The organism is Mammaliicoccus sp. A-M4 (assembly GCF_022386955.1).
Lineage (GTDB): Bacteria > Bacillota > Bacilli > Staphylococcales > Staphylococcaceae > Mammaliicoccus > Mammaliicoccus lentus.
Genome location: NZ_JAJNHH010000005.1, coordinates 26,291 through 46,304, shown reverse-complemented (window position 1 = coordinate 46,304; position 20,014 = coordinate 26,291). Strand labels below are relative to the sequence as shown.

Sequence of the window (20,014 nt, the reverse complement as noted above, 5' to 3'; positions counted from 1 at the left end):
ATTTTGAATAGATATGAAAAAACACTGATCAATAATGAACACATCGTCATAAAAGAAACCAATCATCTTCCAAAGGATATGAAAGGTTTATATGTAGATGGATTAATTTTGTTGAAAGACAATTTATCAGACAAAGAAAAATTAGAAGTTCTAGGTGAAGAGTTAGCCCATCACGATATTACATATGGAGATATATTAGATACTAACGAATTATGGAAATGGAAGTTTGAACATAAAGCAAGACGACTTGGCTTTGAAAAGATTATTCCTTTACAGAATATTGTTCAAGCCTACCAATCTGGCGTGCATAATAAATATGAATTAAGTAATTATTTAGACGTATCAGAAGGATATATTGACGAGGTATTAGAACATTACCAACAAAAATATGGGTTAAGCACGTGGTATGAAAACTACTTAATTAAATTTAATCCCTTACAAGTATTTGAATATAAAGAAATCAATTAAAAATAATAGCCCTAACTCGTTGAATTTAATAAACGAATTAGGGCTTTTTAATATATTCATTTTTTGAAAGTTAAAAACTTACCACTCAGCAATACTTCCGTCTTTATGTCTCCAGACTGGATTATGCCAATCATGACCTTTTTCAGCCATTTTTCTAACAAGGTCTTCATCGATTTCTACACCTAAGCCTGGACCTTTTGGAATTTTGACATAGCCATTATCAAATTCAAATACTTCTTTATTTTTGATGTAATCTAAAATATCGCTACCTTTATTATAATGAATACCTAAACTTTGCTCTTGAATAAATGAATTATGACAAGTAGCGTCCACTTGTAGACATGAAGCTAGCGCTATAGGACCTAGTGGACAATGCGGTGCTGCTCCAACATCATAAGCTTCAGCCATAGATATAATTTTTTTACATTCTGTTATACCTCCAGCGTGAGATAAGTCAGGTTGAATGACATCAACATAGCCACTTTCTAAAATTGGTTTAAAGTCCCATCTTGAGTATAGTCTCTCGCCTAAAGCTATAGGAATACTTGTTGTCTGACTCATTTCTCTTATCGCTTCTATATTCTCACTCAATACAGGTTCTTCTATAAACATCGGATTAAATTGTTCTAATTCTTTTGCTAACACTTTTGCCATTGGTCTATGTACTCTACCATGAAAATCAATACCAATGCCTAGGTTATTGCCAACCGCTTCTCTAATCCCAGCTACTCTTTCAACAACACTTTCAATTTTATCGAAACTATCTATATATTGTAATTCTTCTGTCGCATTCATTTTAATAGCTGAAAATCCATTCTCATACGCTTTTTTAGCAGCGTTAGAAGTATCTATCGGTCTATCTCCACCTATCCAAGAATAAACTTTCATGGAGTGCTTACAAGCGCCTCCCATTAATTCATGAACTGGTGCATTATAGTATTTACCTTTTATATCCCATAAAGCTTGATCAATACCAGAGATGGCACTCATTAATATCGGGCCGCCTCTATAAAAGCTACTTCTATACATCATATTCCAATGATCTTCGATATTTAAAGGGTTCTCTCCCATTAATTGTTGCATAAACTCATGTACAGCTGCTTTTACTGTTGCTGCTTTACCTTCTATTACTGGTTCGCCCCAACCAACGATTCCTTCATCCGTTGTAATTTTTAAAAATAACCAACGTGGTGGCACTTGAAATAATTCATAATCAATAATTTTCATTTTATGCACGTCCTTTTTTCAAATGTACAATATCACTAAATTGTTTTGCTGTTTCTTCTAAATTTTTATAATATTCTTCATTTGCTTCTAATTTAGTATTCACTAAAGAACTACCTAATCCAACGCCAACAGCGCCAGCTTTCATAAATTGCTCAATATTATTTAAATCAATACCACCCGTCGGTAACAATGGAATTTGTGGTAAAGGTCCTTGTAAATCTTTAATATATTCTGGCCCCATAGATGTTGTAGGAAATACTTTTATAATATCTCCACCATACTCATATGCATCTAAAATCTCAGTAGGAGATAATGCACCTGGTATGCTCACTGCCCCATATTTTTTAGTCATTTGTATTGTTTCTTTATTCAGTGTTGGCGATAAAATAAACGTAGCTCCACTCAATATCGCTAGTCTTGCTGATTCTGCATCTAATACTGTGCCTGCACCAACAACGACTTTATCCTTCATCTCAGTAGCAACTAGTTCGATAGATTCTAAAGCTTTAGGAGAATTCATTGTGATTTCAATTGCTCGAATACCTGATTTATATAAACTTTTAACAATTGGTAAAATATCATCAGGCTTTGCGTTTCTTATGATTGCTATAATTTTAGTTTCTTTTATTGTATTTAAAGTGTCCATTTTGACAGCTCCTTATCTAATAACATCATCTGTTTTATCTTGATTTTTGAATTGCTCAAGTTCATTCTTACTTGGCAATCCTTCTACATCACCTTTGACCGTAGTAACGAGAGCACCTGCATTACATGCTTGCTCCACAGCATCATGTAATGATAATCCGTTAATAAATCCTGCTATATATCCAGCTGCAAAACCATCTCCAGCACCTACAGGGTCAACTACTTCTATTTCTTTAGATGCTTTCGCATAACCAGATTCATTTCGGGTTTGATAATACGCACCTTTTTCTCCTAACTTTACAATAACTGTTGAAGGTCCTAAAACAACAATATGTTGAGCGATTTTATCTTCAGATTTCTCATTAAATAAAAATTCTCCTTCACTTATACCAGGTAAAACAATATCACTTAAAGAAATAATATTGAGTAAAGTTTCTCTTGCTTCTTCTTCGCTCCATAACTTTAATCTTAAATTTGGATCAAAAATAACTTTTAAACCTAGTTCTTTAGCGACATTAATTAAATAAAGAACAGCTTCTTTACAGTTTTCACTTAATGCTGGTGTAATACCTGTTATATATAAATATTTAAATTGTGATATATAACTTTTATCAATATTATCTTTTGACATTATGCTAGCAGCTGAATCATTTCTATAATAATGTACATGTGTTTGGTCATATCGTGCCTTTTCTTTAAGGAAAATGCCTGTGCGTGCTTCATCAGTCAATTTTACTGAATCTACATTAATACCCTCACCTCTCACGAATGAAAGTATTCTATGTCCTAATTCATCGTTACCAAGTTGACTAATCCATCCAGTTCTTACACCAAGTTTTTCTAATCCAATAAGCGTATTCGTTTCCGCTCCAGCTATATGAGTAGAAAAGTCACGAGCATAGCGCATTGGTCCAACTTCATTTGGAGAAAAAGCAATCATCGTTTCACCTATCGATAATACATCCATTATTCTAATCCTCCTTAAATATTAATAACCATCTGCGTTATATAAGCGAGCTGATAAACCACCATCGATAACTAAGTGCTCACCTGTCATCATTTCAGAATCATCTGAAGCCAAGTATTGAGCTAATTTGCCAATATCTTCTGGTTCGTTAATTCTTGAAGTAGCATGTAAATCTAAGACACCTTGTCTAACTTCCTCTTCATTATCCATTGAATCAAACCAATTTTTTAAGTGGGCAGTATTTGTAAATCCAGGGCAAATAGCATTTACTCGAATATTATATTTACCTAAGCTCAACGCCATTCCTCTTGTCATACCATTTACACCACCTTTAGCAGCGGCATACATGTCTGTATCAGGTAATGTAGCGATTGAATGGTTAGAAGAAATATTAATAATAGAACCACCGTTTTGTTTTTTCATTTCTGGAATTACGTGTTTTGAGCATAAGAATGTACCTCTTAAGTCGATATTAATAATTGAATCCCAATCTTCTACAGTTGCTTCTTCAATAGATTTAAATACCGTGATACCTGCATTGTTAACAAGCGTATTAATTTTTCCATAATGCTTCACTGTTTCTTCTACCATATTTATTATACTTTCTTCTTTAGAGACATCAGTTTCTACAAAATATGCATCTCCACCATCTTGAATAATTTCTTCAACCGTTTCTTTACCAAAATCTGCATCAATAGTAGCTACTACTATTTTTGCTTCTTTATGACCCAATTGCTTAGCAATACCTTTTCCTATACCTTTTCCTGATCCTGTTACTATTACGACTTGTTCGTTTAAATTAGCCATTATAAATCCTCCCTATTTTTATTTATTTGGTTTTGGCAAAGTAAATATGTCTTCAACAATTAAAGAAGCTGCACCTATCGTATACAAATTCTCACCTAGTGCTGATGTAATGATAGGTGTTTTTTTAGCTTCTTCACCCATTACCTTAAATTGAATAACTTCTTTAATAATCGGTAGTAAAATGTCACTGATTTTAGTTAAGCTACCTCCTAACACAATAAACTTAGGTCCGAACAAATTGATTAAAATTGTAAAACCTAATCCTAAATTTCTTCCAACTTCTTTTGCTATATCGATGCAAAGTTCATCACCTTTGTTTACTGCGTTATAAAAGTCATCTATATTCAAGTCATCAATGTTTATATTCTGCATTGAAAATACATTACTTTCACCTAATTTCAATTTACGTTTTAACATTTTCAAAATAGCTGTTTCAGATGTAAACGTCTCTAAGCAACCATAATTCCCACATGAACATAATGGACCATCTGGATCGATTGTTACGTGCCCAATTTGACCCGTTACATGATGTGTACCTTTAAATATGGAGCCATTGTTGATAATACTTGCGCCCACTCCATAATCTACCAGGACTGAGATGAAATTCGTTTCATCTTTTCCTTGGCCAAACCACATCTCCGCCAGTGCAGCGCTATTACAGTCATTATCAATTATTACTTTGAGTTGTGTTATGCTTTCTAGAATCTTTTTAATCTCAATATTTTCCCAACCTAAATTAGGTGCAAAAATATTCTTACCTTCTTTAGTATCTACAAGACCATGCATTCCAACACCTATACCTAATACTTCAATTTGTTTTGCTTTATACTCATTTGCAATTAATTTAATTTGCTCACCTAAATATTCAATGGTTGAATTTGGATCCTTTTGCTTGTTCATTTCTATTTGAATTTGATCTAATATTTCAGCCTTCAAATTACTTACGATAATTTTTGTTGAGTAAGCACCAATTTCTAAACCGACTATAACTTTCTTCTCTTTATTAATATCTAACGGTATAGGCTGTCTACCTCTTACTTTTATTTCAGAAGGTTTTTCTTGAATCCATTGTTCTTCAATCAAAATAGAAACTATTTCAGATACAGACGGTCTAGATAAGTCAATCTGTTTAGCTATTTCCACTCTAGAAATAGGTCCATATTTTTGAATTGTTCTTAAAACGAGTTGTTTATTATAATCTTTCATCAAATTCACATTAATTCTTGATGAATCTTTCATAGCCGTCCTCCATTACCTTCAGTAATCTACAATAACTATTAATATGTTAAATAAAATATTTTTCACTTGATTTTCTATCTGCAAAGGCTTACATTTAATATTAAATCAGATTTAATAATTAAAAACAAGTATTTAGTTATTTGAGATAATTAAATCTGACATTTGTCTTTAAATATTTAAAATTTTGGAGGTTATTAGAATGGGAACAAGCAATTTTCGAACAAAGTTAATATTCTTCCTAGGAGCTTTAGGTGGATTGCTTTACGGTTACGATACAGGCGTAATTTCAGGCGCTTTACTATTCATAAAAAATGACATACCACTTTCAAGTACTGCTGAAGGATTTGTCGTTAGTTCAATGCTTATCGGGGCTATATTTGGTGCCGGTTCAAGTGGACCATTATCAGACAAGCTTGGACGACGTAGACTTGTGTTTATAATAGCAATCGTATTTATTGCTGGTGCGCTATTACTTGCAGGTGCACAAAACTTAAGCATGCTTGTTATAGGTAGATTTATAATCGGGTTAGCTGTAGGTGGTTCTTCAGCAATCGTTCCGGTATATCTATCAGAAATGGCTCCTACAGATAAAAGAGGGTCGCTCAGTTCTTTAAACCAATTGATGATAACAATTGGTATACTTGCTTCATATCTTATAAACTATGCTTTCGCAGATATGGAAGCTTGGAGATGGATGGTTGGACTAGCTGTTGTACCATCAGTTATCTTAATGATTGGTGTATACTTCATGCCAGAAAGTCCAAGATGGCTACTCGAACATAAAAGTGAAAAATCAGCTCGTAAAGTTATGGGTATGACGCGTAAACAAAAAGAAATTGATAAAGAAATTGACGAAATGAAAGAAATTATAGACATTTCAGAAAGTACTTGGACTGTATTGAAATCAGTATGGTTAAGACCAGTACTCATAATTGGTTGTTTATTCGCTCTACTACAACAAATAATCGGTATTAACGCAATCATTTATTATGCACCTACTATCTTTACAAAAGCAGGTTTAGGAGATTCTACTGCAATATTAGGAACAGTAGGAATAGGTTCAGTAAACGTGATTGTTACAATCTTTGCTATTCAAATCATAGATAAAATAGATAGAAAGAAACTATTAATTACTGGTAACATAGGTATGGTTGGATCATTACTTATAATGGCAGGATTAGTATGGACAATCGGTCTTGGTTCAACAGTTGGTGCTTGGATTATTGTAGCTTGTCTAACACTATTTATTGTATTCTTCGCATTTACTTGGGGACCAATATTATGGGTAATGCTACCAGAATTATTCCCAATGAGAGCTAGAGGTGCTGCTACAGGTATAGCAACATTATCACTATCAATCGGGAGCTTATTAGTAGCTCAATTATTCCCAATACTTACGTCAGTATTAAGTATTGAGCTAGTGTTCTTAATCTTCGCAGTAATCGGTATTTTAGCTATGATATTTGTTATTAAGTATCTACCAGAAACAAGAGGACGTAGCTTAGAAGAAATAGAAGTAGACTTAAGAAATAGAACATCATCTACTAAATTATCAGAAGTAGATTAATATTAAAGTTTTGAAAAATGAAGAATAAGCTATAGAGTTTCGGATAAAAATCCCAACTCAAAATAAATAAGCATATCACTTAACTGATTATTTCAGTTTGAAAGTGATATGCTTATTTTTTATATAATATACGATTTTGTACACGCATGCTTGCCTAGAGTATGGTTCGAGACTGTAGTCTCTCACTCACACTATTTCCTCAGGCGTCAGCACTTTACAAAATCGTAGAAAATATCGCTCTAACGGGCTTGTTTACTAGCACTTGCTCGTTAGAAAATGTAACGGGCTTGTCTCAAATTTCTTGCACATTAAAGTGATGTATCATATATATTTAATGTGAAATTACATTATAATTATGCAAGATATTGTGCTAACGGGCTTGTTTATTAGCACTTGCCCGTTAGAAAATGTAACGGGCTTGTCTCAAATTTCTTGCACGTTAGAGGCTTTACCTTCTTCTTATCCATCATAAACAATAAGCTACTCGCACTTATAAAACAAAACCCCCTCACCAATTAAATTGGTAAGGGGGTTTGTCGTTATATAATTAACCGATTGAACCTTCCATTTCGAATTTGATTAGACGGTTCATTTCTACTGCGTATTCCATTGGTAGTTCTTTTGTGAATGGCTCAATGAAGCCCATTACGATCATTTCAGTTGCTTCTTCTTCTGAAATACCGCGGCTCATTAAGTAGAATAATTGTTCTTCAGATACTTTAGAAACTTTCGCTTCGTGTTCTAATGAAATGTTATCATTCATAATTTCATTATAAGGAATTGTATCTGATGTTGATTCATTATCCATAATTAAAGTATCACATTCAATGTTAGAACGAGCACCTGTAGCTTTACGGCCAAAGTGTACTTGTCCACGGTAAACTACTTTACCGCCATTTTTAGAGATTGATTTAGATACAATAGTTGAAGATGTGTTTGGTGCTTTATGAATCATTTTAGCTCCAGCATCTTGAACTTGTCCTTTACCTGCAAGTGCTATAGATAATGTCATACCTCTAGCGCCTTCTTCAAGTAAGAAACATGATGGATATTTCATAGTTAACTTAGAACCTAAGTTACCATCGATCCATTCCATCGTACCATTTTCATAAACAAACGTACGTTTTGTAACTAAGTTATAAACGTTGTTTGCCCAGTTTTGGATTGTTGTATAACGGCAATATGCGTCTTTTTTAACAATGATTTCAACTACTGCTGAGTGTAGTGAGTTTGTTGTATAAACTGGAGCAGTACAACCTTCTACGTAGTGTACTGAAGAACCTTCGTCTGCAATGATTAAAGTTCTTTCGAATTGACCCATATTTTCAGAGTTAATTCTGAAGTAAGCTTGTAATGGTGTTTCAAGTTTTACACCTTTAGGTACGTAAATGAATGATCCACCTGACCATACTGCTGAGTTTAATGCTGAGAATTTGTTATCTGCTGCTGGAATTACAGAAGCAAAGTATTCTTTGAATAAGTCTTCGTTTTCACGTAAAGCTGAATCTGTATCTTTAAAGATGATACCTTGTTCTTCTAAGTCTTTCTCCATGTTGTGGTATACAACTTCTGATTCATATTGTGCAGATACACCTGCAAGATATTTTTGTTCAGCTTCTGGAATACCTAATTTATCGAAAGTGTTTTTAATTTCTTCTGGTACTTCATCCCATGAACGTTCAGAACGTTCTGATGGTTTTACATAATATGTGATTTCATCAAAGTTTAATTCTGATAAATCGCCACCCCACATTGGCATTGGCATTTTATAGAATTGTTTTAATGATTTCAAACGGAAATCTAGCATCCATTGTGGTTCATCTTTCATTTCAGATATTTTTCTAACAATTTCTTCTGTCAAACCTCTACCTGAACGGAAAATAGAAACGTCTTCATCATGGAAACCATATTTATAATCTCCAACTTCTGGTGATTTTTTAGCCATTTTCTTCACTCCTCTTTTATTATAGCTTACGCCCAATCTTCAAAAGTTACTGGTCATCTTCTTCTTTTGTGCCCTTTTCAAATGCTTTCCACGCTAAAGTCGCGCATTTAATACGTGCTGGGAACTTAGACACACCTGATAAAGATTCGATATCACCCATATCATCTGTGATCTCATAAGATTCTCCTAGCATCATATTAGAAAACTCTTGACTCATGTGTAATGCTTCTTCGATGGTATGACCTTTTACCGCCTCCGTCATCATTGATGCACTAGACATTGAAATAGAACAACCCTCACCTTCAAACTTAGCATCTTTAATAACATTATCTACTACATCTAATGTTAAGCGGATGCGGTCCCCACATGTTGGGTTATTCATATCTATCGTCATGGAACCATCTTCGATAGCTCCTTTATTTCTAGGATTTTTATAATGATCCATAATCACAGAACGATATAGTTGATCTAAATTATTAAAATTCATAAGAGAAAAACTCCTTCGTTCTATAGAGTGCCTGAATTAACTTATCAACATCTTCAGTAGTATTATATACATAGAAACTAGCACGTGCTGTAGATGATTGATTTAACCATTTCATTAGCGGTTGTGCACAGTGATGTCCAGCTCTAACAGCTACACCTTCAGAATCTAGTGCTGTTGCTAAATCATGTGGATGAACACCTTCAACGTTGAACGTAATCAAACCAGCTCGCTTTTCAGGTGAAGGTCCGTAAATTTCTAAACCTTCTATTTTAGACATCTCATTATATGCGTAATTAACTAGCTCATATTCATGTTGATGAATTTCTTCTAAGCCTAATTCATCAATGTATCTAATTGCTTCAGCAAATCCGATAGCTTCAGCTATAAGTGGTGTACCTGCTTCAAACTTAGTTGGTAAGTCTGTCCAAGTTGCATCTTCTAATCCTACAAAATCAATCATGTCTCCACCAAATTCAATTGGTTCCATTTTATCAAGTAAATGACGTTTACCGTATAGTGCACCAATGCCGGTTGGACCTAGCATTTTATGTCCACTGAAGCTAAAGAAGTCCACATCTAAATCTTGAACGTCAACTTTCATATGTGGAGCTGATTGTGCGCCATCAACTGCAATTACTGCATCATGTTGATGTGCAACTTCAGCAATATATTTAACATCATTTATCGTACCCAATACGTTTGAAACATGTGTAACTGCAACAATTTTTGTATTATCCGTTATCGTGTTATCAATTGCTTCTTTTTCAAGTTCGCCACTGTCAGACATCGGAATAAATTTTAATGTTGCACCAGTACGTTTAGCAAGTTGTTGCCAAGGGACGATATTAGCATGATGCTCCATTTGAGTCACGACAATTTCGTCACCTTCAGAAACATTTGCGTCTCCGTAACTATGTGCAACTAAGTTAATTGCTGTAGTTGTTCCTCTAGTAAAAACAACTTCTTCAAAGTATCGAGCGTTGATAAATCTTCTGACTGTTTCACGTGCTTTTTCATAAGCATCCGTAGCAAGCGTTCCAAGTGTGTGCACACCACGGTGTACATTCGAATTATATCGATTGTAGTAATCTACAATAGAATCCGTTACTTGTATCGGCGTTTGACTTGTGGCAGATGAATCTAAATATACAAGTTTTTTACCGTTTACTTCTTGCTCTAATATTGGAAAATCTTTTTTTACTTTTTCTACATTAAATGTTGATTCGGCCACATTATCAGACCTTTCTGTGCCTATTTTTATATTTGCGTTGTTACTTTAGTTTCAATAACTTCACGTAATTGACGTTTAACGCCTTCAATTGGCAATGCAGAAACAACTGGGTCTAAGAAACCATGTATAACTAATCTTTCAGCTTCTTCACGAGAAATACCTCTACTCATTAAGTAGTATAGTTGAGTAGGGTCTACTCTACCTACTGATGCTGCGTGTCCTGCAGTTACATCGTCTTCATCAATTAATAATATTGGGTTTGCATCTCCACGTGCTTTTTCAGAAAGCATAAGTACACGTGATTCTTGTTGTGCATCTGCTTTTGTTCCACCGTGTTTAATGTAACCAATACCATTGAAAATAGATGAAGAACTATCTTTCATTACACCATGTTTCAAGATATGACCATTTGATTCTTTACCATATTGAATAATTTGAGTTGTGAAGTTTTGTTTTTGTTCACCACGACCAACTACTACTGTTTTTAAGTTACAGTTTGAACGATCGCCCATTAAGTATGTTGTATTATCATTAATAGTGCTACAGTCATTCATTAAACCTAATGCCCAGTCGATAGTAGAGTCTGCTGCTGCAATACCACGACGGATTATGTGTCCAGTGAATCCTTTATCCATGAAATCAACTGTACCGTAAGTTATTTTAGAATTAGCTCCAGCAATAACTTCAGATACGATATTTAATTGATTATCGTTAGAAGAAACAGTTGATAAATAGTTTTCAACGTATGTTACTTCTGCACTTTCTTCAGCCACAATGATAGCGTGATTGAAGAAACTCGCATCGCTATCGTCATGTAATACTACATATTGGATAGGATCTTCTACTACTACATTTTTAGGAACGTAAACGAATACCCCACCATTAACTAATGCAGCATGTAGTGCAGTTAATCTATGCTCATCTACTTTAACAGCATCTGTCATAAAATATTTTTGAACTAAATCACTGTTTTCAATAAGTGCAGTTTTTAAATCTTTAATTACAACACCTTGTTCAGTTAATTTATCATCTACTTTTGTAAAAGCAGGTGTATTATTATGCTGAACGATTAGATTTTTAGCATTTTCAGTATCGATAATTTTTTGAACTGATTCAGGTAATTTATCGATAGACTCAAATGTATCACTTTCAACAGTGTGAGATTTGAAAGAATCAAAATCCCATCTGTTTATTTTTGTTTTATCTGGTTTAGGCATTTCTAATTGTTCTAACTTTTGAAAACTGTCTTTACGTAAATCAGTCATCCATTGTGGTTCATTTTGAGATGCTGAATAATTTACTAAATCTTCAACGCTAATGTTTAACTTTGTTTCAGTTGCCATTTATACTCCTCCTACTTGACTATAATTCTTATATATTATTCAGCGTTAATTGTTTCGTCTTCAATATCAAGCTCTTCTTTAATCCATTCATACCCTTCAGCTTCAAGACGTCTCGCTAATTCTTCGCCACCTGATTTAACCACGCGACCTTGCATCATTACGTGTACGAAATCTGGTGAAATATAATTTAATAGTCTTTGATAGTGAGTGATGATTAAGCAACCAAAGTTGTCACCACGCATATTGTTGATACCTTTAGATACTACTTTTAATGCGTCGATATCTAGACCTGAGTCAACTTCGTCTAAAATACCGAATTTAGGTTCTAACATCATTAATTGAAGAATTTCGTTACGTTTCTTCTCACCGCCAGAGAAACCTTCATTTAGGTATCTTTGAGCCATGTCTTGATCCATATCTAATAAATCCATTTGTTTGTCTAATTTCTTGATGAATTGCATTAAGTTGATTTCATCGCCTTCTTCACGTTTAGCATTGATTGCAGAACGTAAGAAGTCAGCGTTTGTAACACCAGAAATTTCTGATGGATATTGCATTGCTAGGAATAAACCTGCTTGAGCACGCTCATCAACTTCCATTTCTAATACATCTTCACCATCTAAAAGGATTTCACCTTTAGTTACTTCATATTTAGGGTGACCCATAATAGCTGATGATAAAGTTGACTTACCAGTACCGTTAGGTCCCATGATTGCATGGATTTCACCTTGTTGTATTGTTAAGTTTACTCCTTTAAGAATTTCCTTGCCTTCTATTTCTACGTGTAAATCTTTGATTTCTAATTTTGATGCCATGTTTATTTCCCTCCAGAGAATTTATTCACATTTTAAAAAGATAACCCTACATTATCTTTTCTAGTTTATAATAATTTTAATGTAACGTCAAAGTTTGTTATGTTTCTTTACTCTTATTATTATAACGTAGTTATATAGGCAATCAAACACTTACGCTCACTTTTTATTATAAAACCCTATTATTACAAGGGTTTAAGCGAAATATTTTTTAAATGATAATAAAATGATTTCATTCTCAATTTATAAATATTCTATTTGAAAGGCCTCAGTAAGCATTTTTTATTTTTTTATAATATAATTATAATAATTAGAGATATAAATTTAGGAAGGATTTTAAATATGAAACGATATGAACAATTTTCATTTGTAATTAGTGCGATATGCGCTTTTATACTATTACTCAATCTAGTCAATGTTATTAATTTGAGCAGTTTAATAAATACTTTACTTACTATTTTAACGATAGTTACGATAGCCACATTTAATATTAGAAATTCTAAATTTATCGGCTTGATTTTATATGCTATTGCCGCTTTAATGCTTGTATTGTACCTTGCAAATGAATTATTTTAGAATAATTTTAAAAAATCAGGAAAAATTCTACTGAAGAAAGAATTTTTCCTGATTTTTGTCTTCAATTATATTTTATTCATATATACGAAAAGTTTGTCCTGATTGTATTCCTTCTACGCTTTTCAAATATGCCTTTGCTGCTTTACTTGCTGGTACTGCGTTAAAACCTTTAAAGAAATCACCATAATCTTCAAGCGCTTCTTCGATTACATTAGGACTGACGTTATTAATTCTTAAATTCCGTTTTAATTCAAAGGCAGCAGATTTAACAAATGCTTCTATACCACCGCCGGCCATCGCTGAAGAAACGCCCCCTTTTATTGGATCATCCATAATAACGCCCGTAGTCAAAGTAAAGCTTCCTCCATCATTTATATAATGTTGGCCTATAAGTACTAAATTGATTTGTCCCAATAGCTTACCTGTTATAGCTACCTCATTTGATTCTGGTGTTAACTCACTTAAATCATCAAAATTCGCTGCTCCTGCAGTAGAGACTACAGCATCTATATTTTCGATTTGTTGAAACATGAGTTTGATATCCTCTACGTTTGTCATATCCATTTGGTAATCACCTGAATTACGTCCAACTTTTATGACTTCATGACCATTTTCTTCTAATTCAGTTACAACGGCTGAACCTATCGTGCCATGTGCTCCAACTAGTATTATTTTCATGTTTATCCACCTTTGTTTTAAGTCTTAAATGTAGTTTATTAAACCAACAAAGTAATAACAAGAAAGATGCATAGCGTAAATCATGAGACGTTTAACCAAACTATTTAGAATAAAAAAGCCCGAGACATATATAAATGTCCCGGGCTAATTCTTATATCATTATTTTGCTTCGATTACTGCACCATCGTATTTTTCTTTGATGAAGTCTTTAATTTCTTTTGATTGTAAAACTTTCATTAATGCTTTAATTTTTTCATCGTCTTTATGACCTTTTTGTACTGCGATTAAGTTAGCATATGGTGAATCTTTACCTTCAACTGCGATTGAATCTTTTAATGGATTTAACCCTTGTTCAATTGCATAGTTAGAGTTGATAATTGTTGCGTCACCTTCATCTGCTTGATAAGATTTTGGTAAAAATTCAGCTGCTTGTTTGTTATTGAATTTTATATCTTTTTTATTTTCAGCGATATCATCGAATGTAGCATCTACTGGATCAACGCCATCTTTAAGTTTAATTAATCCTTCTTTTTCAAAGAATGATAAGAAACGTCCTTCTTCAGCTGGGTTATTAGATACATATACTGTTGCACCTTTTGGTAAGTCAGTTAATTTTTTATACTTCTTTGAATATACTGCCATTGGTTCGATATGTACGTTACCTGCAGATTCTATTTTGTAACCTTTATCTTTAGATTCAGTTTCTAAGTATGGTGTATGTTGGAAGAAGTTTGCGTCTAATTCACCTTTATCTAATAATTTATTTGGTGTTGTGTAGTCATTAATCGTTTTAATTTCTAACTTGTAGCCTTCTTTTTCAAGAATTGGTTTAGCTTCTTCTAATATTTCTGCATGTGGTGCTGGAGATGCACCGACTTTAATCGTTTCTTTTTTATCTTTATCTCCGTCTCCTCCGCCACAAGCGGCCAATACAACTGTCAATATTGAAACAAACAATAGTCCTAGAACTTTTTTCATTTTAAGGCACTCCTTTAACGTTTATCAATTTTCTTAACAATTAAATCTCCAATAAATTGGATAACAAATACAATAACTAGTATTAATATAGTAGAAACTAGGATTACATCATTTTGATTTCGTGTGAAACCAGTTAGATATGCTAAGTTACCTAATCCTCCTGCACCGATAACACCAGCGATTGCTGTAGATCCTACTAATGCAATTGCAGTTACAGTTAGACCTGATACAAGTGCAGGTAATGATTCTTTAAGTAATACTTTTCTCACAACTGTCCATGTGTTTGCACCCATAGATACAGCCGCTTCTATTACACCTTTATCTATTTCTTTCATGCCAATCTCTACTAATCTTGCGTAGAATGGCGCAGCTCCAATGATTAAGGCTGGTAGAGCACCTTTCGGACCACTTATTGTACCAAGTAAAATATCAGTAAATGGTAGCAACAATAGTATAAGTATGATAAATGGTATTGCTCTAAATAAATTCACTATAAATGAAACAATTGAATAAAATACACGAGAACTTTTAGATGTTCCTTTAGATGTTAAGAACAATAACGTTCCTAGTATTAAGCCAAACACTAGTGTAAAAACTGTTGAAATGACGGTCATGTATAAGGTCTCGTATAACGCTTCCCATACAGCGTCCCATCTCACGTTAGGCATTGTTACCATTTCAGTGATTATTTCACCAAATGACTTATTCATTAATACCCACCTCAACTTTCACACCAAGATTATTTAATTCTTGTTTAATCTGGTCTTTAGAATAGTTTCCATCAGGCAGATGTACAATCATATGCCCAAAAGTACCATTTTGAGTGAGTTTAACGTCGCCTTCAATGACATTAATATTTACGTTATATTCTTTAATCACTTTGGCTAACACAGGTTCTGAACTAGTTCCACCTACAAAGTTCAGCTTCCATATTTCACCTTCAGGCTGTTCTTTCTTGAAGTCTTGCAACGTTCTTTCTAAATCATCTGCTTTCAAATCATCCTTAACAAATCTTTGCGTTACATGTGTTTGAGGATTATTGAATACATTGATGACTTCTCCTTCTTCGACAAACTTACCATTTTCCATTACGGCAACATGATCACAAATCTTTCTTATAACGTGCATTTCATGTGTGATAAGTATAATTGTTAAATCCAGCTCTTTATTGATGTCTATCAATAAATCTAGTATTTCATCTGTTGTTTGAGGGTCAAGGGCACTCGTAGCTTCATCACATAATAGTACGTGTGGATCATTTGCTAAAGCTCTCGCGATTCCTACTCTTTGCTTTTGCCCACCAGATAATTGAGATGGATAAGCATTTTCACGACCTTCTAATCCTACTCTTTTGATTAACGCTTCTGTCTTTTTATTAATCTCGCTTTTAGAGACACCTGCGATCTCTAACGGAAAAGCAATGTTGTCTTTAACTGTTCTAGACCAAAGTAAGTTAAAATGCTGGAATATCATACTTACTTTTTGTCGTTTTTTTCGAAGTTCTTGTTTTGACAATTTACCTATATTCGCACCATCTACTATAACTTCACCTTCAGTAGGGGTTTCTAACCCGTTAAACATTCGAATCAAGGTACTCTTTCCAGCTCCTGAAAAACCGATTACGCCATATATACTTCCTTTTTCTATATTTAAGTCAACATGGTCAACAGCTTTTATGTCACCTTTTTTTGTCTTGAAAGTCTTTACGACCTTATTTAACTCGATCAAATCTGTTGCCTCCTAATCCTTAAATTAAAAACGCCTCACTCTAATGATTAGAGAAAGGCGTTATTAATTGTCTTTCTCTCATCTCCAAAAGTTTACACTTTCTGTGAATTGGCACCATTTCATATTTATATGACGGTTGCCGGGCTTCTAAGGGCACATCCCTCCACCACTCTTGATAAGAGCTATTACGTATTTAATTAAATTCATACTATCACGATAAGTTTTTATCGTCAATAACTTTTTGAATATTCTCAACTATATACGGAACTGACTGAAATGCATAAATTCTTTTTATAACTTTTTCTTGTTTCATTATAAATAGAACTGGTACGGATTGTATTTCATATTCTTCACAAAATTCCGGATAAAAGTTTAAGTCACATTTGTTTATAGGTAGTTTTGTCATTTCGTTGGCAATATCTAGCATGCGTTCTGAGATTTTACACGTTCCACATGTTGGTGTATAACCGAATAACAAATGTATATCTTCATTAAAAAGCTTGTATACATCGTTCGATATTTCTGTGCGTTTCATGATAACGATACTTCCCTTTCAATACAAAGTCGTGATTAACTTCAAATCCATGATAGTTTAACACATTCGCTAAATATTGTCTTGGGCAACGTGCTACCTCAGTAAAAGTTGAATCTATATAAATATGATGACTTTCACTCACATATTTTTTGAACCATTTTCTTATGCGTTTACCTTCTTTATCTTGATCGACTAATATATACACTTGTTTACCATAAATTTCATCTAAAAGTTCGTCCATTTTTTCGACACCCATTGTACCGTGTGTGCAAATTACGTGAACGGGTTCATTTAATACTTCTTTCACTCGCTTCTTATCTGAAATACCTTCTACGATTATTACTTTTTTAATCATCGCCATGGCCTTCACCTTCTACAAATGAATAATATTATATTTTTACTTCTCAATGAGATTATGCTAAAAAACTCCATGATACTACTGTACCGTGGAGTTTGTTGTATTGCTATTCACCTATCATTTCACTATACGCACCAGCATCTAATAAATCATCTAATTGTGATTTATCAGTTAATTCTACTTTGACCATCCAAGCTTTGTCATAAGAAGATTCATTAACGTATTCAGGACTATCTTCTAATTCATCATTTACTTCTACAACTTTACCAGAAAGAGGTGCATATAGTTCAGAAACTGTTTTTACAGATTCTACACTACCGAATGAATCTCCACTAGTTAATTCGTCACCTTCTTCTGGTAACTCAACAAATACGATGTCCCCTAATTCAGATTGAGCGAAATCAGTAATACCGATTGTAACTACATCGCCATCAACTTTTACCCACTCATGTTCTTTTGAATATTTTAACTCATTAGGCACTGCCAAAGTAATCCCCTCCTATATGTAATTCAATTATAATAATGACATAAAGCCCTTATTCAAGCAACTATTTTATAGCCAAGTTTGGCGGTATTCATCTTCTTTAAAACCTAAAGTGATTTTGTTACCTAATACAGCTAATGGGCGTTTAATTAACATGCCATCTGAAGCTAATAATTCGAATTTTTCGTCGTCAGATAAATCATCAATTTTATCTTTAAGACCTAACTCACGATATTTTGCACCACGCGTGTTAAATAATTGATTAACAGTAACGTCTGTTCCATCAATCATATCTTTTAATTCGTTAGCAGTTGGTGTTAATTGAGTAATATCTATTGGTTCAAAACTCGCACCATTTGTTTCTAAAAATTTTGCAGCTTTTTTACATGTTGTACAGTTAGGATATTGATAAAATTTTATCATGTCTATACCTCCATATGTGTATTTAACATCATTATACCAATATTAATTAAGAACACATAGTCTTGAGTTAAATATTTTTTTAATAAACAAAAATAAGCTATAATTCATTTATAATATTAATTCTTAAGGAGCTTGAAAATATATGAAAACAATAAACCAATATGATGAATTCAAAGAGGTTACACAAAGCGATAAACCAGTAGTCATTAAATTCTTTGCAGGCTGGTGCCCAGATTGTACGCGTATGGATCAATGGATAGATCCGATTGTCCAAGAATACAATAATTACGATTGGTATCAAATTAATCGTGACGATGTCCCAGATGCAGCAACTGAAAATGATGTAATGGGTATCCCAAGTTTATTAATATTCAAAAACAATGAAAAACTAGCACACTTACATTCAGCAAATGCTAAAACACCAGAAGACGTAAAAGCATTCTTAGCTGAAAATTTAAAATAAGATGATTTAAGGCTTCTCCTCATCCGATGGGTTTGTTATTAACGGATGAGGAGATTTTTTATATGATATTTTAAAAAGTGCATGCTTGTTTTGCTAATTCTTAGATCTGCCATTTTTTATGTTTATTGTTATTATAGCAACCCATAAATCATATTTTTCTTTAGATTTTTATTGTGAAGATATACGAAAGTGCTTTGTTTTTAGGTTTGAGCCAGAATAAAAAGTTAATTCGTGAGTTTAGGTATTACTTAATCCAATAGAGGTGTGTGTAGTTGGATTAACGTCATAGAAAATCCAATAAAAAGTGCTCTACTTGGATTATTGAGGTAGAAAATCCAATAAAAGTGCTCTACTTGGATTATTGTCTTAGTAAATCCAATAACAATATCAACTCATGCTTTTTTGATTAATAACATCCAAAAAAGAGCTAAGGATTTATATCCCTAGCTCTTTTAAATTAAAACTTACCACTTCGTTAATGTGGATTTATTTTTTCTTCTTGAGAATACAGCATTTTCATCTTTTTCAGTTACATATAAAAATCCGTTTACGTCTTCATCATCATTTGCACCAACGATATCACGGAATGTTGGTTTAAAGATGTAGTCAGGTGTTTTCCAACATGAGCCCATACCCGCTTCGTGTATCAATAGCATTAGGTTTTGCATAAATGTTGCTACAGCCATTTGATTTTCAAGATTTTCTTTTTGTCTAGTATCTCTTCTAGCTAATATTACAAAAATACCACCAAGTCTTGAAACTTTTTCTATATGCTGTTCTTGTTTTTTCTCATCATTCACAAATGCAGATGTAGCTACCTTTTTAGCAAATTCATTTATTTTGTCTTTACTAACGTATACTAAACGCCAAGGTTCTCTCATTCCATGATTCGGAGCATATGTTGCTAAATCAACTAGTGACATTAGCTTTTCTTCATCAATATGCATATCATGATCATAATTTTTAACACTACGTCTTTCTTGTATGACTTGTTGTAATTCCATTTTAACACTCCTATTAATCTATTGATAATTATTATCAATTATATCATAT

22 protein-coding genes and 1 riboswitch are annotated in these 20,014 nt (G+C 33.2%); of the genes, 3 read left to right on the top strand and 19 right to left on the bottom strand.

What is annotated here, in order from left to right; translation table 11 throughout:
• The first annotated feature begins 3 nt into the window (after positions 1 to 3).
• Positions 4 to 468: an ImmA/IrrE family metallo-endopeptidase gene (locus tag LQ682_RS05980; RefSeq protein WP_016999757.1), complete on the top strand. Its 465-nt coding sequence runs from the start codon at positions 4 to 6 to the stop codon at positions 466 to 468.
• Between the two features lie 78 nt (positions 469 to 546).
• Here LQ682_RS05980 and dgoD read toward each other — a convergent pair whose 3' ends face one another.
• Genes dgoD through LQ682_RS05955 form a run of 5 tightly spaced genes read right to left on the bottom strand, consistent with a single transcriptional unit; the run spans position 547 to position 5,353 of the window.
• Positions 547 to 1,695 (bottom strand): galactonate dehydratase, encoded by a 1,149-nt coding sequence (gene dgoD, locus LQ682_RS05975; RefSeq protein WP_239724017.1) that lies wholly within the window; start codon positions 1,693 to 1,695, stop codon positions 547 to 549.
• A 1-nt stretch (position 1,696) separates the two neighbouring features.
• A complete protein-coding gene (locus LQ682_RS05970) occupies positions 1,697 to 2,341 on the bottom strand; it encodes a bifunctional 4-hydroxy-2-oxoglutarate aldolase/2-dehydro-3-deoxy-phosphogluconate aldolase (RefSeq protein ID WP_016999755.1) in 645 nt (214 codons plus the stop codon).
• A gap of 12 nt (positions 2,342 to 2,353) precedes the next feature.
• Positions 2,354 to 3,307 (bottom strand): sugar kinase, encoded by a 954-nt coding sequence (locus tag LQ682_RS05965; RefSeq protein WP_239724014.1) that lies wholly within the window; start codon positions 3,305 to 3,307, stop codon positions 2,354 to 2,356.
• A gap of 21 nt (positions 3,308 to 3,328) precedes the next feature.
• On the bottom strand, positions 3,329 to 4,114 hold the full coding sequence (locus LQ682_RS05960; protein WP_135021386.1) for an SDR family NAD(P)-dependent oxidoreductase: 786 nt from the start codon (positions 4,112 to 4,114) through the stop codon (positions 3,329 to 3,331).
• A gap of 18 nt (positions 4,115 to 4,132) precedes the next feature.
• Positions 4,133 to 5,353 carry an ROK family transcriptional regulator gene (locus LQ682_RS05955; protein ID WP_239723961.1) on the bottom strand — a complete coding sequence of 407 codons (1,221 nt, stop codon included), beginning with the start codon at positions 5,351 to 5,353 and terminating at the stop codon, positions 4,133 to 4,135.
• 199 nt (positions 5,354 to 5,552) lie between these two features.
• On the opposite strand from LQ682_RS05955, the gene glcP reads away from it, so the two are divergent.
• Positions 5,553 to 6,920 carry a glucose transporter GlcP gene (gene glcP, locus LQ682_RS05950; RefSeq protein WP_016999751.1) on the top strand — a complete coding sequence of 456 codons (1,368 nt, stop codon included), beginning with the start codon at positions 5,553 to 5,555 and terminating at the stop codon, positions 6,918 to 6,920.
• A gap of 547 nt (positions 6,921 to 7,467) precedes the next feature.
• On the opposite strand, the gene sufB is transcribed toward glcP, so the two are convergent.
• The 13 genes from sufB to LQ682_RS05885 form a co-directional block, all read right to left on the bottom strand.
• A complete protein-coding gene (gene sufB, locus LQ682_RS05945) occupies positions 7,468 to 8,865 on the bottom strand; it encodes a Fe-S cluster assembly protein SufB (protein WP_017000941.1) in 1,398 nt (465 codons plus the stop codon).
• A 46-nt stretch (positions 8,866 to 8,911) separates the two neighbouring features.
• Positions 8,912 to 9,352 (bottom strand): Fe-S cluster assembly sulfur transfer protein SufU, encoded by a 441-nt coding sequence (gene sufU, locus LQ682_RS05940; protein ID WP_064211459.1) that lies wholly within the window; start codon positions 9,350 to 9,352, stop codon positions 8,912 to 8,914.
• Positions 9,342 to 10,607 carry a cysteine desulfurase gene (locus LQ682_RS05935; RefSeq protein WP_174700894.1) on the bottom strand — a complete coding sequence of 422 codons (1,266 nt, stop codon included), beginning with the start codon at positions 10,605 to 10,607 and terminating at the stop codon, positions 9,342 to 9,344. Before LQ682_RS05935 ends, sufU begins: the two co-directional genes overlap by 11 nt.
• A 2-nt stretch (positions 10,608 to 10,609) precedes the next feature.
• The gene (gene sufD / locus LQ682_RS05930; RefSeq protein ID WP_017000938.1) at positions 10,610 to 11,926 is read right to left on the bottom strand and encodes a Fe-S cluster assembly protein SufD; all 1,317 of its coding nucleotides are present in this window, start codon (positions 11,924 to 11,926) and stop codon (positions 10,610 to 10,612) included.
• 35 nt (positions 11,927 to 11,961) lie between these two features.
• Entirely contained in the window at positions 11,962 to 12,741 is a 780-nt protein-coding gene (gene sufC, locus LQ682_RS05925; RefSeq protein ID WP_017000937.1) for a Fe-S cluster assembly ATPase SufC, read from the bottom strand.
• Positions 12,742 to 13,386: 645 nt separating this feature from the next.
• The gene (locus LQ682_RS05920) at positions 13,387 to 13,992 is read right to left on the bottom strand and encodes a short chain dehydrogenase (protein ID WP_103268583.1); all 606 of its coding nucleotides are present in this window, start codon (positions 13,990 to 13,992) and stop codon (positions 13,387 to 13,389) included.
• A 159-nt stretch (positions 13,993 to 14,151) separates the two neighbouring features.
• Positions 14,152 to 14,970, bottom strand: coding sequence for a MetQ/NlpA family ABC transporter substrate-binding protein (locus LQ682_RS05915; protein WP_064204452.1), 819 nt, complete (start codon positions 14,968 to 14,970; stop codon positions 14,152 to 14,154).
• Positions 14,971 to 14,984: 14 nt separating this feature from the next.
• Positions 14,985 to 15,680, bottom strand: a complete 696-nt coding sequence (locus LQ682_RS05910) for a methionine ABC transporter permease (RefSeq protein ID WP_017001083.1) — start codon at positions 15,678 to 15,680, stop codon at positions 14,985 to 14,987.
• Entirely contained in the window at positions 15,673 to 16,698 is a 1,026-nt protein-coding gene (locus LQ682_RS05905) for a methionine ABC transporter ATP-binding protein (protein ID WP_064211461.1), read from the bottom strand. The genes LQ682_RS05910 and LQ682_RS05905 overlap by 8 nt, the downstream gene beginning before the upstream one ends.
• A gap of 75 nt (positions 16,699 to 16,773) precedes the next feature.
• Positions 16,774 to 16,880, bottom strand: a riboswitch (SAM riboswitch).
• 29 nt (positions 16,881 to 16,909) lie between these two features.
• Positions 16,910 to 17,233 (bottom strand): thioredoxin family protein, encoded by a 324-nt coding sequence (locus tag LQ682_RS05900; RefSeq protein WP_017001081.1) that lies wholly within the window; start codon positions 17,231 to 17,233, stop codon positions 16,910 to 16,912.
• Positions 17,190 to 17,594 carry a toprim domain-containing protein gene (locus tag LQ682_RS05895; protein WP_017001080.1) on the bottom strand — a complete coding sequence of 135 codons (405 nt, stop codon included), beginning with the start codon at positions 17,592 to 17,594 and terminating at the stop codon, positions 17,190 to 17,192. The genes LQ682_RS05900 and LQ682_RS05895 overlap by 44 nt, the downstream gene beginning before the upstream one ends.
• Before the next feature lie 103 nt (positions 17,595 to 17,697).
• Complete coding sequence (gcvH, locus tag LQ682_RS05890; protein ID WP_239724012.1) at positions 17,698 to 18,078, bottom strand: glycine cleavage system protein GcvH; 381 nt, start codon at positions 18,076 to 18,078, stop codon at positions 17,698 to 17,700.
• Positions 18,079 to 18,144: 66 nt separating this feature from the next.
• Entirely contained in the window at positions 18,145 to 18,498 is a 354-nt protein-coding gene (locus tag LQ682_RS05885) for an arsenate reductase family protein (protein WP_017001079.1), read from the bottom strand.
• Between the two features lie 142 nt (positions 18,499 to 18,640).
• Here LQ682_RS05885 and LQ682_RS05880 point away from each other — a divergent pair, with 142 nt between their 5' ends.
• Entirely contained in the window at positions 18,641 to 18,961 is a 321-nt protein-coding gene (locus tag LQ682_RS05880; RefSeq protein WP_017001078.1) for a thioredoxin family protein, read from the top strand.
• A gap of 464 nt (positions 18,962 to 19,425) precedes the next feature.
• On the opposite strand, the gene LQ682_RS05875 is transcribed toward LQ682_RS05880, so the two are convergent.
• A complete protein-coding gene (locus LQ682_RS05875) occupies positions 19,426 to 19,965 on the bottom strand; it encodes a nitroreductase family protein (protein WP_064204455.1) in 540 nt (179 codons plus the stop codon).
• Positions 19,966 to 20,014: the final 49 nt, after the last annotated feature.